Source organism: Halanaeroarchaeum sp. HSR-CO, from assembly GCF_024972755.1.
Taxonomy (GTDB): domain Archaea; phylum Halobacteriota; class Halobacteria; order Halobacteriales; family Halobacteriaceae; genus Halanaeroarchaeum.
The window spans coordinates 1-12,717 of the sequence record NZ_CP087724.1; the positions used below are offsets into that span (position 1 = coordinate 1).

Sequence of the window (12,717 nt, forward strand, 5' to 3'; positions counted from 1 at the left end):
CTTCTACTCCATAGGCCGTAGCAAACCGCACTATCAACCCTCCCCTAGCCCCCAACCCCTCCGTTTCGACTGGAATCAACAGCTAGCGTGGAGTAGATTTTCCTAAGCTAGTAACGTGTCTAGCGTTACTAACAACCGACAACGAAATAATATAGATTAATTGCAGTACGGGTCTGGTTTTTGTGGCCATTACTTAAAACTATCCGTTCTAAGATGCTCTCTCCGGCGGACGGGGCGTCGTGGCGTTCCAGTCGAAATCAAGGGGTGGGAGGGTCCGGCATCTCGACTTGCACTAGCCGAAATCGTGGTAGGGTAACTGCCACCTTCGGCGTTCCCACAGCTGAGAATATCTCTTCACCGGAAATGTCCGCAGCGTCTGGGTCGAGCTCCCGAGGGATATCCGACACCGGACCGTTCCTCCGAAACACAACGGAGACCGCTTCTATAGCCGGAATCCACGACATTCTTCGTGGCCACCATCTGGTAACAACTGCCTACTTCGTTCGATGGGCGGTATCGAGGTTCCGTCTCTCGGTCGTCTGGAATCCGTTGCAATCGCGGGATCGATCGACCGAATACCCTCCATCGAAACCTATTTGATGCTCCCCCATCCTGTGCTTCATCTGGATCAACTGGACGTTCCGACGGGTTCCGACCGACGCCAATCTGGCAATCGTGGCTGTCGGGCCCGGTCGTGGATGGATCGGAGCAACGCCAGGGGGAACATGGGATGACGAATGTCTGACGAACGAACACCACGCGACCGACGGACTGCCGGCCGTGACTTCGAGGTCGACCTCGATGACGTGCTCGAAGAGGACGACGAAGGGGAGGGACTCTTCGACAATCTCCTCAGCGGGGAACCGATCTTCGAGAACAAGGAGGTACTGCGTCCCTCGTACACGCCGGACGAGTTACCGCATCGTACAGACCAGATAAACAATATGGCGACGATCCTCGTCGCCGCCCTTCGTGGGGAGACGCCGTCGAACATCCTGATCTACGGGAAAACGGGAACGGGAAAGACGGCGAGTGCGAAGTTCGTGAGCCAGGAGCTACAGAAGACCTCTCAGCGCTACGACGTGCCGAGCGAGGTCCAGTATATCAACTGCGAGGTCACCGACACGCAGTACCGGGTCCTCGCCCAGCTCGCGAACACCTTCATCCAGCAGAATCGTGACTGGATCGACCAGCGTACCGACGAACTCGCTGCGTTGCGCGAGCGCGCACGTGACGACCCGACCGCGCTGCTCGAGACGGAGTTCGAGGACCTGCAAGCCGTCCAGGCACGCCTCGATTCGCTCGAGGCCGATCGCGAGGAGATGGACGACGTGCCCATGACCGGCTGGCCCACGGATCGGGTGTACAGCGAGTTCTTCGACGCCGTCGACTACGTCGAACGGGTGGCCGTCATCATGCTCGACGAGATCGACAAACTCGTCGAGAAGAGTGGCGACGATACGCTCTATAACCTCTCCAGGATGAACTCCGAACTGGGCAACTCCCGGGTCTCCATCATCGGTATCTCGAACGACCTCAAGTTCACCGACTTCCTGGATCCCCGCGTCAAGTCGAGTCTCGGCGAGGAGGAGATCGTCTTCCCGCCCTACGACGCGAATCAGTTGCGGGACATCCTCCAGCACCGGTCGGAGGTGGCGTTCAAACCCGACGTCCTCTCCGACGACGTGATTCCGCTCTGTGCAGCGTTCGCCGCCCAGGAACACGGGGACGCCAGACGGGCACTGGACCTCCTCCGCACGGCCGGTGAACTGGCCGAACGCGACCAGGAGGACCTGGTCACCGAGGCGCACGTCCGACGGGCCCAGGACAAGATCGAACTCGATCGCGTGGTCGAGGTGGTACGCACGCTCCCGACGCAGTCGAAACTGGTGTTGTACTCCATCATGGTCCTCGAAAAGAACGGGGTCCACAGCATCAACACCGGCGAGGTCTACAACATCTACAAACGGCTCTGCGAGGAACTCGACGCCGACGTACTCACCCAGCGACGAGTGACCGACCTCATCAGCGAACTCGACATGCTGGGTATCGTCAACGCAGTCGTCGTGAGCAAGGGACGCTACGGCCGGACGAAGGAGATCAGCCTCTCGGTTCCCATCGAGGAGACCGAGGCCGTCCTCCGCGCCGACTCTCGCATCGGGGACATCGAGGACATCACGCCCTTCGTCCAGGCCCGCTTCGATAATTGATGCACCAGTCGAGCGCGCACAAGCGGAGATCGATTGCCCCATCGATAGCGACCTGTCGTTTCGAGTGGAACGGACGATCGGCCAGTAACGGACAGTCTCGTGGCCGTTCGAACCGGTCTCGTGGCCGTAATCCGCCAGCCGAACGAATTAATAGTGGCGTCCGCAATTCCCATTGATAATGGTGGCCGGCCCGCTGAGTGGTGGCGGAGACCTCCCCGACGTCCAGTCCGTCCTCGACGCACTGGACGACAAGGACTGTCGCCGCATCGTCGAGGTGCTCACCGAACCGATGACGGCAAAGGAGATATCCGAGGGGTGTGATATGCCGCTCTCGACGACCTACCGAAAACTCGACCTCCTCACCGAGGCGTCGCTGCTCTCCGAACGGACCGTCATCCAGTCTGACGGGCACCACACGACCCAGTACGAGATCGCCTTCGAACGGGTCGAGATCGAGCTGGACGACGATCACAACGTGACCGTCGCGATCCAGCGCCGGCCGGAATCGACCGACGAACGACTCGAAACGCTGTGGGCGGAGGTTCGAAAGGAAACATGACGCAACTGACATCGGTCATCGTAGCGCTGAAAACGACGACGTTCATCCTCGGCGGAGTCATCACGTACTTCGCGTTCAAGGCGTATCGCCGGACCGGGTCGCGGTCGCTCCAACTGCTCGCCGTCGGGTTCGGCGTGGTCACGCTCGGGTCGATGCTCGCGGGCGTCGTGGATCAGGCCCTGGTCCTCTCCCGGGACATCGCGTTGACCATCGAGAGTGCACTCACGGTCGTGGGATTCGCGATCATCGTCTACTCGTTGTACGCCGAGTGACTGAGTGACCACCGCAGGGGGGGGGGGGAGCCAGCCGCCGTCTCGGCTCCCTTCACGACCCAATCGCCGCGTTGGAGACTTCACGACCCAATCGCTGTGCGAGTCGGATATCGGTTCTGAGGACGGTGTCTTTCTGCGGACGTCGTCTCGGTCGGTTACGCCGTAGCGGCAGGTGGTCCATACGCGGCCGGGAGGTACCCTGAACTGACCTCGGAGAAGGTCAACCTGATCCAGCCCAGCCACGGGACTCGAACCTCTGCGGACCCGGCGATCCACTCGGGCTTGACCGGGCCGCTGATGCCTCGCGTCTGGTCGTAGTAATCGTTCGTCAGTTCGTTGTCGCCCTTGGTGATGAACCCCGCGTGCGGGGCGGGGCAGTTTGGCACCGACTCACAATCGTCGTCGGAGACGTACGCTGGGTCGGCCGTTCCCACCCAGTTCTCCCCCTCGTCGACCCAGAAGTGCGCTCTGTGGATGACTGGTTTCCGGTTCGGATCGCCATCGGGATGGTAGATGATGACGTCGCCATACGATCCAAGCGATCGATAGTCGTGCTCGACGCCGTCCTGGTACGTCACGACCCCCGTCTCACCGGTCGCGGCGTCCGGCGGGAGGCGCTGTTCGTCCATCACGAACACCAGATCGCCCTTCTGCAGGTGTGGTTCCATGCTCCCGCTCTCGACGGCGACCATCGGCGGCCACACCCCACTGACGGCGAACAGCAACAGGCCGATGGCCATCACAGCCAGGACGCTCGTGAGTATCTCGCGGGATACCACCACGAACCCGTTGTCCGATGACCGAACCCACCGCAACGCTTCGATCGGTCCCGCTCGGGGATCCGGCTCGTCGCCAGTTACCGAGTCGAGTCGCCCGGCGTCGCCGCTCCTGACCGTGGGTGGTTCGCGGTCGCCGTCGATGGCGGGCGGGGAACGGGGTGGATCGGGCGTCTCCGAACCGGCCGTCTCCTCGCGATCCGACGGATCGTCGCCCATGGACGCCCATTCGCCCGATTGGTGTTTCAATGTTCTGATGCCTGCGGCCCGTTCGCTACGCTTTTGGGACTGACCGTCCTGCACTGGAACGTGCCGCGCCCGTCGCACGTCCGCGTGGTCAGACGACTGACCAGCAACGGCTACAACGCCGACCGCGAGGCCGTCACGGTGCTCGCGAACGCAGCCGACCCACTCGCTGCGGTCGATGCCGCGATCGACGGCGTGGACGACGAGGCGCTGACGATCACCAAATCCGATGCCGAGACCGCCGTCTCGCGGGCGAGAGCGGCGACGTCGACGTCCCACGGGTCGACCGATTCGAGCGGGGGAACTGTCGATCGTCCGGAGGCCGGTCGATCCACATCGGCCTCCGGCAATGGCGGCCAGAACACCACCGGTTCGGATGGAACGAAGATAGTAGAACAATCAATGCAAGCAGGAAGGTCTCCAACTGAAACGAAGGGGGTGACAGCGGAACGTACAGGAACGGCGGATCGGGCCCCGATCGACATCGCGAAGGACATCACCGGGGAGAGCACCGGTACGGGAACCTACGAGGACTTCGTGACGGTCTTCCGCGACCGGTACGACCGGCTGGCGAGGCAACTCCGTTCCCGGGTCAATCACCGGCCCACCGACGCGCTCGAGAAGATGGCTGGCGGCAGCGAGGCCGGCATCGTCGGAATGGTCAACGACATCCGGTCGACGGCCAGCGGTCACTGGCTGGTGGAACTCGAGGACACGAACGGGACATTCCCCGTGCTGGTGATGAAGGACCGGGCCATCGCGGACGACGTTCAGGCGTTGCTCCACGACGAGGTCATCGGCGTCGAGGGCACGCTCTCGGACGACGGCGGGATCCTCTTCGTCGATTCGATCCACTTCCCGGACGTTCCCCGAACCTATCGGCCATCCACGGCCGATAGACCGGTCGAGGCGGCGCTCATCTCCGACGTGCACGTCGGCAGCCAGGAGTTCATGGCCGAGGAGTGGTCGGCGTTCGCGGACTGGCTTCACACACCCGACGCCGAACGGGTCGAATACCTGCTCATCGCCGGCGACATGGTGGAAGGTGTCGGCGTCTACCCGGACCAGGACGAGGAACTCGACATCGTCGACATCTTCGACCAGTACGAGCGGTTCGCGGAGTACTTAAAGGAGGTTCCGGGGGACATGGACATCGTGATGATCCCCGGGAATCACGACGCGGTACGACTGGCCGAGCCCCAACCCGGCTTCGACGAGGAACTCCGGGACATAATGGGCGTTCACGACGCCCGGATCACGGGGAACCCGTCGGTGGTGACCATCGAGGGCGTCTCCGTCCTCATGTACCACGGTGTCTCCATCGACGAACTCGTCGCCGAACTGCCGGACGAACTGGCGACCTACGAGGACCCGCAGAACGCGATGGCCCAGCTCCTGCGGAAACGCCACCTCGCACCGCCCTTCGGCGGGCACATGCGCATCTCGCCCGAGGCGTCGGACTATCTGGTCATCGACGACGTCCCGGACATCTTTCACACGGGCCACGTCCACAAGCTCGGCGTCGGACAGTACCACAACGTCCGACTGGTCAACTCGGGGTGCTGGCAGGCACAGACGGAGTTCCAGAAGAGCGTCAACATCGTCCCGGATACCGCGACCGCACCGATCGTCGACCTCCAGACTCTCGAGGTCACCGTGCGTAAATTCACCTGAGCGCTCGACTCACTCGTCGTTGTAGCGGTATCGGTGCGACGGTCTCCCGTCGAAGAGGGGGCCCTTTCCGACCCGTTCGAAACCCGCTTCCGTCACGACCGATTCGAGTTGCTCGTCGTGTTCCGGCACCACGATCTCGACCGGCATGTCCGCAGCATCGGCCAACCGCCGCGGTTCGTCGAGGAGCGCGTCGACCACTGGTGGTTCGCCGACCAACGTGCTCAGATGGATGGTCTCGCTCCACGTGTCGTAGGAGACGAACCCGAGGAGGTTCTCGGTGTCCTCCTCACTGTCGGTTACGTCCCCGGTACCGTCCGCTTCGACCCCCTCGTCGGTTTCGGCCACCGCCACGAGGACCGTCCGTTCGTGGACGAGCCGTTCGGCGTCGAGGTCCGCGTCGACTAGCGCGGCGAGTGCGTCGACGTCGTCGTCGGTCGCCTCTCGGATGTTCATATCGCCGAGTGGAGGGGGTGGTCGGTAATCCTTTGCATTCGACGGACGAGGTCCGGGAAATTTGCTCATAATAGACACCGTTATCTGCGACCCCGCAATACCGATGCCTATGCAAGTATTTCGCACGCACTGGGTGAGATCTCGATGCGCGTAGTGGCGAAGTTCGGCGGAACGAGTCTCGGATCCGGAGACCGGATCGAGCGGGCGGCCGACTCCATCGCGAAGGCGGTCTCGGAGGGCAACGAGATCGCGGTCGTGGCCAGCGCGATGGGCAATACGACCGACGAACTGCTCGACAACATCACCTTCGAGGCCGACGAACAGGATCGGGCCGAGATCGTCAGTATGGGCGAGCGAACCAGTGTTCGTCTGCTCAAGGCAGCGCTCACTGCTCGCGGCATCAACGCTGTGTTTCTCGAACCCGGTGATCCCGACTGGCCGGTCGTGGCGAACGATCGCGGTGAGGTGGACGTCGAGGAGAGCGAACGGCGCGCCAGGGAACTCGCCGAGAAACTCGACGACACCGTCCCGGTCATCACCGGTTTCCTGGCGGAGGACCACGAGGGCAAGATTACGACCCTGGGACGGGGCGGAAGCGACACGACCGCCGTGATGCTCGGCCGCTACATGAGCGCGGACGAAGTCGTCATCGTGACCGACGTCGAGGGCGTGATGACTGGCGATCCGAACGTGGTCGAGGGCGCCAGGAACGTCGGCGAGATCACCGTCGACGAGTTACGAAACCTCTCCTTCCGCGGTGCGGAGGTCGTGGCACCCAGCGCGCTCTCCTACAAGGACGAGGACCTCGACGTCCGGGTCATCCACTACCAGCACGGCGACCTGCTCGCCGGTGGGACGAACATCGAGGGACAGTTCGAGTACATGGTGGACATGCGCGAGGAGCCGCTTTCCTGTCTGACCGTCGCCGGTCGGGCCATCCGGAACCAGCCGGGGATCCTCGCCAAACTCTCGACCGCGCTCTACGAATCCGAGATCAACGTCGACGCCGTCGCGAGCGGGATGGACTCGGTCACGTACTACGTCGACAACGAGCGGGCCGAGGACGCCGAGACCATCCTCCACGACCAGATCATCGGCGACCAGACGCTCTCGTCGGTCACGGTCATCGACGACATCGCCGTCATCCGGGTGCTCGGGGCGGAACTGCCGAACCAGCCCGGAATCATGCGCGAGATCGTCGACCCCATCGCCGACGCACACATCAACGTGGTCGACATCATCACCTCGGCGACGTCGGTCGCCGTCTTCGTCGACTGGTCGGACCGCGAGGAGACCCTGGAGATCATCCAGGAGCACTTCGAGGGCTAAGCCCCGCGGTGTACACGTTCGAACACCGCAGGCCAGGGTCGCACCGTCCAGTACAGCGTTCCTCGACAGTCGTTTTCACGCTAGCACCCCTGGTACCGACCATGCATTTCACGTCGAAGATGGCGGGCACCGCGACCGTTCCGCCACGTGACGAACGCGAGACACGTCTCCGCGAGGCCGGCTACAACCTGTTCAATATCCCCTCCGAGGCCGTGGCCGTCGACCTGCTCACCGACTCCGGGACGGGAACCATGAGCGACGACCAGTGGGCGGCGATGGTTCGCGGCGACGAGGCCTACGCCGGAAGCGAGAGTTTCGCGAACCTCGAGGCGGCGGTCCGGGAGGTCATGGGCATCGAACACGTCGTCCCCGCCCACCAGGGGCGCGGCGCGGAGAACGTCCTCTACGGGGCGCTCGTCGAGGAGGGAGACGTCGTTTTGAACAACACCCACTTCGACACCACGCGTGCCCACGTGGTGGAGAACGGCGGTCGGCCGATCGACTGCCCGGTCGACGGGGCGCTCGACCCCGCATCGACAGGTGACTTCCTCGGGAACTTCGACGTCGAATGCGGTAGGGCGGCCGTCGAGGAGATGGGCGAAGACCGCGTGCCCGCTGTCGTCGTCACCATCACCAACAACTCCGCGGCCGGGCAACCAGTGAGCGTCGAAAATCTCCGGGAGGTGCGCGGGTTCGCCGACGAGATAGACGCCACGATGGTCGTCGATGCCTGCCGGTTCGCCGAGAACGCCCACTTCGTCCAGCGTCGAGAGCCCGCGTTCGCCGGCACCTCGGTCGCCGACATCGCCCGCGAACAGCTATCGTACGCGGACGCGGTCGTCATGAGCGGGAAAAAAGACGGCCTCGTCAACATCGGCGGCTTCGTCGGTCTCCGAGACGAATCACTCCTCGATGCGGTCGAACAGCGCGCCATCCTCTACGAGGGCTTTCTCACCTACGGTGGGATGGCCGGTCGCGACCTCGAGGCCTTCGCCGTCGGCCTACGCGAGGCCGTCCAGGAGTCCTACCTCGAGTCGCGGGTGGATCAGGTGCGCGAACTCGCCGATCTGATCGAGGCGGCCGGCCTCCCGGTCTACCGGCCCGTCGGTGGTCACGCGGTCTACGTCGACGCCGGTAGCGCCTACGCTCACGTTCCGGACGACAGGTTCCCCGGTCAGGCGCTGGCCGTCGACCTGTACCGGGAGGGCGCCGTCAGAGGCGTCGAACTCGGGAGTTTCGCCTTCCCCGATACGGACCGCCCGGAGTTCGTTCGGCTGGCCGTCCCGCGGCGAACCTACCACCGCGAACACCTGGAACACGTCGGCGAGACCGCCGCCGCGGTCGCCGAACGCGCCGATCGGGCGGTCGGCTACGATATCGTGGCGGAGCCGCCGATGGAAGAACTCAGACACTTCTCGGCCCGACTCGAACCCGCAGACTGACTACCGACGCGGTCTCACTCGCCGCGCTTCAATCGCTCGCCGGACTGGTGGGGCAGGCCGACTTCCTCGACCGCGTCGACGACGGCCTCGACGTCGTACTCGACCCGATGGGTCTCCACCTGAAGCGCACCTAGATCCACCACCGCGTACGCTGCCCGGGGGTCGTGGTCACGGGGTTGACCGACACTGCCCGGGTTCACCACGAACCCCTCCTCGAACTGCTCGGCGTGCTGGACGTGGGTGTGACCCATGACGAGGACGTCCTCGTCCTCGAGGAGATGGGGGCCGAATTCGTCGGGGTAAGTGTAGCGGTCGGGGTCCTCGGGATGACCGTGGACGATTTTCACCCGGTCGTCACAGCAGCGTCTGACTGCTGGGAGCCCTTCTATCCATTCCAGCTGATCGGCCGTGAGCGTGATCGTCGCCCGGCGAATTCCGGCTTGCGCCATTCGGTTCGCGGGGAAGTTCGTCCGGTTCGCGACCTGGCGGTCGTGATTGCCCATCACCGACGACACGTTCCGTTCTCGAAGCGTCTCGACACAGTCCGCCGGCCAGGGATTGTACCCGACCACGTCCCCGGCGTGGACGAGGCGGTCCACTGGTGGCATGTCTTCTAGTACCGCCTCCAGGGCGACCCGGTTCGCGTGGACGTCGGAGAGCAGCCCGATTCGCATACTGCCCGGTACCGGCTGAACACTCCTAAGAATACCCCTCTATTTCGTGTCGAGACCGCTCAGTCGTTGACGATCGCCCAGTCGACGGTCGCCCCGTCCACGGTGACGCCGGCGGCGCAGACCGCGTGGTCGAAGTCGGCGTCGTAGACCGCTCGTGCCGCCGCCGCTGCCGAATCGACCGCGAGATCGTAGTCGGTGGGTGTATCGTGTTCGTAGGTGGCCACCAGCGTCGGTTCGTCGACCGCTCGAACGAGGAGCGCATCGCGGCGCACGATCCCGATGTAGGCCTCTTCTTCCCCAACGACGCCGGCGATCCGGGGAGTGTCGTAGTCGTCCTTCTCGAAGTCCATCGCGAGCAGCGCGGACACGAGCGCGTCCCGGGCGGGGTACCCGAGGTCGAGTTTCTCGGCGATCGGGTCGACGTGCGAGCCGTTGCCGACCACCATCGCGTCGCCGCCGGGCCGGACGCAGTTGTAGGACACGTACGGGTTGTCGGTCGGGTCGGCGTCCTCGGTTGGAACCACGGTCAAGACCTCGTCGCGTTCGACGATCTGTCGGTGCGGGAACGAGCGCGAGGAGACACGGTAGGCGGCCACGTCCGGTCCGACGACGATGAAGCGTCCGATGTACATACTCGTTCGTGGATAGAATAGAGCAAAAAGCGTGCCGATTTGCGCACGTTCGGGGATTGTCTTCGCCTGGCACGGTGGGGGCAACGCGGAACGTTTACAAGCGGCGGTGGCATACTCGATTTTGAACGACGTCCCATGGGGTTGAGCAAACCGCCAGGTTTGCGATGCACGTGGGACGAGTGAAACGAGTCCCATGGGGTAGTGGCCAATCCTGTTGCCTTCTGGGGGCAACGACCCAGGTTCGAATCCTGGTGGGACTATTCTCGACGAACAGTTCGTGAGGAGAATCGTGGTGGATTCGAATCAGAGCGCAAATCGGAGAGTTGTGACCGTAGAACGCATCGTCTCTTCTTCTTCCGGGGCGTACACGCTCAGGCGGACGAAGCTCACCAGCGAGCAAATCTGTCGGTCGATCTTCGGGAACAGTATCAACAACGGTATCAGAGCGCACGCTCCGGAAATATCCTGGAGCTGGTGATGAAATTATTCGAAGATCCGTCTCTGGATGTGAACACCGCGGCAGAGTGGGTGGACGTCGAGTACAGTACGGCAAATCGGTTGGTGGACCAACTCGAAACGGACGGTGTCCTCGAGGAACTCACGGGTCAATCGAGGAATCGTTTCTTCCGTGCGAACGAGGTCTTCGAGATTATCAACAGCCCACTCGAACGAATCACCCGTGGAGGCCAGTAGATAGGTGCGTAACTCCTCAGATTTCACCCGCGAGGCCGAGGTGCTACCGAGTGTGGTGATGCAGTGGGGCGGCTGGGAGGACGATCAGACGTTTCAACGCCACTACGTTGCGAAACACCACGAAGGCGTGCAGTCGCGGGAAGCAGAGAACGTCGACTGGTTGTGAGACAAACGTGAGATTTGGCGCGTTAGTGGGAAGAACTTTGTATTTTCCCTCACTACTGACGACCATGTCCAAATCGACCGACGATCGAGGTCGAATCTACCTTCCGAAGGACGTCCGGGAGCGATTCGGGGACCAGTACCGTATCGTCGAACTTCCTGGGCACGTCGCGCTCTTCCCGGTCGACGACGATCCGGTCGAAGGGCTTCGAGAAGCCGTTGGGGACGCTTTCGCGGGGACTGACGTGGGGGACCTAACGGCAGAGATTCGCGAGAAAATCGACGACGAGGTCGCCAACGAGAGCGAGGAGAGGCCGTAACTCAGCAATGTATGTCGAATCCGACTTCCTGGTGGCCCTGGTGACGAACGACGACTGGCTCCAGGAGGCTACGCTGAAAGCCATCGAAGACGAATCGAACATCCACACGTCGATTCTGGCATACGCGGAGGTGCTCGTGCTGTTCTACAGCCGGGAGCAGGCCGAGTACGAGATCGACGTTCCCCGGGCAATCTCCAATCTTCTCGAGCTCGTCCCCGTCGAGCCTGCACAACACGAAGACGCCATTTTGGCTGCGGCAGCACTCCTCGAAGAGTACGATCTCACTCCCTTCGACGCTCTCCACGCCGGCGTCATCACGACGCGCGGTGAGTCCGTGCTCTCGAGCGAGACGGTGTACGACACGGTCGGTTTGGACCGTGTTGCGCTGGACGAGTACTGACCGATACGAGACATCCGCTCTGTTTCTACGATCCGGGAGGATTGGCATGCCTGGCATGCACCCTGCAGCGCTCTAGTAGGGACACCGCCCCGGGTCGAGTATGCCCGAAATTGTCTTTCCGTATCCGGGTGGCAAGAGCCGATTCGCGTCTCGGATTCTCGAGTTCGTTCCCGAACACCGGACGTTTGTCGAGGTGTTCGGCGGCGCTGCGGGAGTCCTGGTCGACAAAGACCCCGACGCCTCGAACGTCGAGATCTACAACGACAAGGACGGTGATCTGGTCCACTTCTTCGAGGTGCTGCGCGAGGACACCGAGGAACTCGTCGAATGGGTCGAGCAGGTCCCCTTCTCTCGAGCGGTCCACAGTCGGTGGGCGCGGTACTACTACGATGGCTATCGGCCGAAGGATGACATCCCGAGGGCTGGGCGCTTTTTCTTCCTCCGCTACTCGCAGTGGGGAGCCGGATACGGGACGGTGAACGGCTTTGCGACCAACAAGGTCCAGAGCAAGGCACAGACGTACGCGAACGAGACCGACCGCCTCGAGGAGTTCGCCGAGCGGTTCCGGGACGTGGTGCTGGAGAATCTGGACTGGCGGGATGTCCTGCGCAAGTACGATTCGCCGGAGACGGATTCACGAGACGAAAATGCGCAATCAGCGGCCCGTAGAGACCGGCGAGGATGAATTCGCAGCTGGTCGTCTGCCGCCGGGAGGCGAGCGTCCCCTGGTTCACGTCGTCGGTGCCGTCCCAGTATCGAAGGGCCTCGAGAATGGCGTTCCGGTCTTCGTCCGGGATGTCGCCCTCTCGAACCTGCCTCGGCTGGTTCTGGAACTCCCTCCCGTATCACTGGGGGTCCGTCACATCTGCTAGACT

At 62.9% G+C, this 12,717-nt stretch carries 15 protein-coding genes and 1 tRNA gene; 12 read left to right on the forward strand and 4 right to left on the reverse strand.

The window, feature by feature from the left end:
• Positions 1-737 precede the first annotated feature (737 nt).
• From HSRCO_RS00005 to HSRCO_RS00015, 3 genes are all read left to right on the forward strand, one after another.
• Complete coding sequence (locus HSRCO_RS00005; RefSeq protein ID WP_259518329.1) at positions 738-2,210, forward strand: Cdc6/Cdc18 family protein; 1,473 nt, start codon at positions 738-740, stop codon at positions 2,208-2,210.
• Positions 2,211-2,388: 178 nt separating this feature from the next.
• Entirely contained in the window at positions 2,389-2,769 is a 381-nt protein-coding gene (locus tag HSRCO_RS00010) for a helix-turn-helix domain-containing protein (protein ID WP_259518330.1), read from the forward strand.
• Complete coding sequence (locus HSRCO_RS00015) at positions 2,766-3,041, forward strand: hypothetical protein (RefSeq protein ID WP_259518331.1); 276 nt, start codon at positions 2,766-2,768, stop codon at positions 3,039-3,041. Before HSRCO_RS00010 ends, HSRCO_RS00015 begins: the two co-directional genes overlap by 4 nt.
• Before the next feature lie 155 nt (positions 3,042-3,196).
• On the opposite strand, the gene HSRCO_RS00020 is transcribed toward HSRCO_RS00015, so the two are convergent.
• Positions 3,197-4,036, reverse strand: coding sequence for a S26 family signal peptidase (locus HSRCO_RS00020; RefSeq protein WP_259518332.1), 840 nt, complete (start codon positions 4,034-4,036; stop codon positions 3,197-3,199).
• Between the two features lie 90 nt (positions 4,037-4,126).
• Here HSRCO_RS00020 and HSRCO_RS00025 point away from each other — a divergent pair, with 90 nt between their 5' ends.
• Positions 4,127-5,737 carry a DNA-directed DNA polymerase II small subunit gene (locus HSRCO_RS00025; protein WP_259518333.1) on the forward strand — a complete coding sequence of 537 codons (1,611 nt, stop codon included), beginning with the start codon at positions 4,127-4,129 and terminating at the stop codon, positions 5,735-5,737.
• Positions 5,738-5,746: 9 nt separating this feature from the next.
• Here the strand turns inward: HSRCO_RS00025 and HSRCO_RS00030 are convergent, their stop codons facing one another.
• Positions 5,747-6,190, reverse strand: a complete 444-nt coding sequence (locus HSRCO_RS00030) for a hypothetical protein (protein ID WP_259518334.1) — start codon at positions 6,188-6,190, stop codon at positions 5,747-5,749.
• Between the two features lie 144 nt (positions 6,191-6,334).
• Here HSRCO_RS00030 and HSRCO_RS00035 point away from each other — a divergent pair, with 144 nt between their 5' ends.
• Together HSRCO_RS00035 and HSRCO_RS00040 are read left to right on the forward strand one after the other, a co-directional pair.
• Positions 6,335-7,519, forward strand: coding sequence for an aspartate kinase (locus tag HSRCO_RS00035; RefSeq protein ID WP_259518335.1), 1,185 nt, complete (start codon positions 6,335-6,337; stop codon positions 7,517-7,519).
• Positions 7,520-7,620: 101 nt separating this feature from the next.
• Positions 7,621-8,961 carry a tryptophanase gene (locus HSRCO_RS00040; protein ID WP_259518336.1) on the forward strand — a complete coding sequence of 447 codons (1,341 nt, stop codon included), beginning with the start codon at positions 7,621-7,623 and terminating at the stop codon, positions 8,959-8,961.
• A gap of 14 nt (positions 8,962-8,975) precedes the next feature.
• On the opposite strand, the gene HSRCO_RS00045 is transcribed toward HSRCO_RS00040, so the two are convergent.
• On the reverse strand, positions 8,976-9,635 hold the full coding sequence (locus HSRCO_RS00045; protein WP_259518337.1) for a metallophosphoesterase: 660 nt from the start codon (positions 9,633-9,635) through the stop codon (positions 8,976-8,978).
• A gap of 59 nt (positions 9,636-9,694) precedes the next feature.
• On the reverse strand, positions 9,695-10,267 hold the full coding sequence (locus HSRCO_RS00050) for an IMP cyclohydrolase (RefSeq protein ID WP_259518338.1): 573 nt from the start codon (positions 10,265-10,267) through the stop codon (positions 9,695-9,697).
• 187 nt (positions 10,268-10,454) lie between these two features.
• Here HSRCO_RS00050 and HSRCO_RS00055 point away from each other — a divergent pair.
• From HSRCO_RS00055 to HSRCO_RS00080, 6 genes are all read left to right on the forward strand, one after another.
• Positions 10,455-10,527, forward strand: a tRNA-Gln gene (locus HSRCO_RS00055).
• Positions 10,528-10,744: 217 nt separating this feature from the next.
• Positions 10,745-10,960: a hypothetical protein gene (locus tag HSRCO_RS00060; RefSeq protein WP_259518339.1), complete on the forward strand. Its 216-nt coding sequence runs from the start codon at positions 10,745-10,747 to the stop codon at positions 10,958-10,960.
• A 4-nt stretch (positions 10,961-10,964) separates the two neighbouring features.
• Positions 10,965-11,126 (forward strand): hypothetical protein, encoded by a 162-nt coding sequence (locus tag HSRCO_RS00065; protein WP_259518340.1) that lies wholly within the window; start codon positions 10,965-10,967, stop codon positions 11,124-11,126.
• Between the two features lie 64 nt (positions 11,127-11,190).
• Positions 11,191-11,442, forward strand: a complete 252-nt coding sequence (locus HSRCO_RS00070) for an AbrB/MazE/SpoVT family DNA-binding domain-containing protein (protein ID WP_259518341.1) — start codon at positions 11,191-11,193, stop codon at positions 11,440-11,442.
• 7 nt (positions 11,443-11,449) lie between these two features.
• Positions 11,450-11,842, forward strand: a complete 393-nt coding sequence (locus tag HSRCO_RS00075) for a PIN domain-containing protein (protein WP_259518342.1) — start codon at positions 11,450-11,452, stop codon at positions 11,840-11,842.
• A gap of 100 nt (positions 11,843-11,942) precedes the next feature.
• Complete coding sequence (locus tag HSRCO_RS00080) at positions 11,943-12,527, forward strand: DNA adenine methylase (RefSeq protein ID WP_259518343.1); 585 nt, start codon at positions 11,943-11,945, stop codon at positions 12,525-12,527.
• Positions 12,528-12,717 lie beyond the last annotated feature (190 nt).

What these genes read in the sequence shown, in the direction of transcription:
- HSRCO_RS00005 (WP_259518329.1), top strand. Translation starts at nt 738, where the DNA reads ATGTCTGACGAACGAACACCACGCGACCGACGGACTGCCGGCCGTGAC.
- HSRCO_RS00010 (WP_259518330.1), top strand. Translation starts at nt 2,389, where the DNA reads ATGGTGGCCGGCCCGCTGAGTGGTGGCGGAGACCTCCCCGACGTCCAG.
- HSRCO_RS00015 (WP_259518331.1), top strand. Translation starts at nt 2,766, where the DNA reads ATGACGCAACTGACATCGGTCATCGTAGCGCTGAAAACGACGACGTTC.
- HSRCO_RS00020 (WP_259518332.1), bottom strand. Translation starts at nt 4,036, where the DNA reads ATGGGCGACGATCCGTCGGATCGCGAGGAGACGGCCGGTTCGGAGACG.
- HSRCO_RS00030 (WP_259518334.1), bottom strand. Translation starts at nt 6,190, where the DNA reads ATGAACATCCGAGAGGCGACCGACGACGACGTCGACGCACTCGCCGCG.
- HSRCO_RS00035 (WP_259518335.1), top strand. Translation starts at nt 6,335, where the DNA reads ATGCGCGTAGTGGCGAAGTTCGGCGGAACGAGTCTCGGATCCGGAGAC.
- HSRCO_RS00040 (WP_259518336.1), top strand. Translation starts at nt 7,621, where the DNA reads ATGCATTTCACGTCGAAGATGGCGGGCACCGCGACCGTTCCGCCACGT.
- HSRCO_RS00045 (WP_259518337.1), bottom strand. Translation starts at nt 9,635, where the DNA reads ATGCGAATCGGGCTGCTCTCCGACGTCCACGCGAACCGGGTCGCCCTG.
- HSRCO_RS00050 (WP_259518338.1), bottom strand. Translation starts at nt 10,267, where the DNA reads ATGTACATCGGACGCTTCATCGTCGTCGGACCGGACGTGGCCGCCTAC.
- HSRCO_RS00060 (WP_259518339.1), top strand. Translation starts at nt 10,745, where the DNA reads ATGAAATTATTCGAAGATCCGTCTCTGGATGTGAACACCGCGGCAGAG.
- HSRCO_RS00070 (WP_259518341.1), top strand. Translation starts at nt 11,191, where the DNA reads ATGTCCAAATCGACCGACGATCGAGGTCGAATCTACCTTCCGAAGGAC.
- HSRCO_RS00075 (WP_259518342.1), top strand. Translation starts at nt 11,450, where the DNA reads ATGTATGTCGAATCCGACTTCCTGGTGGCCCTGGTGACGAACGACGAC.
- HSRCO_RS00080 (WP_259518343.1), top strand. Translation starts at nt 11,943, where the DNA reads ATGCCCGAAATTGTCTTTCCGTATCCGGGTGGCAAGAGCCGATTCGCG.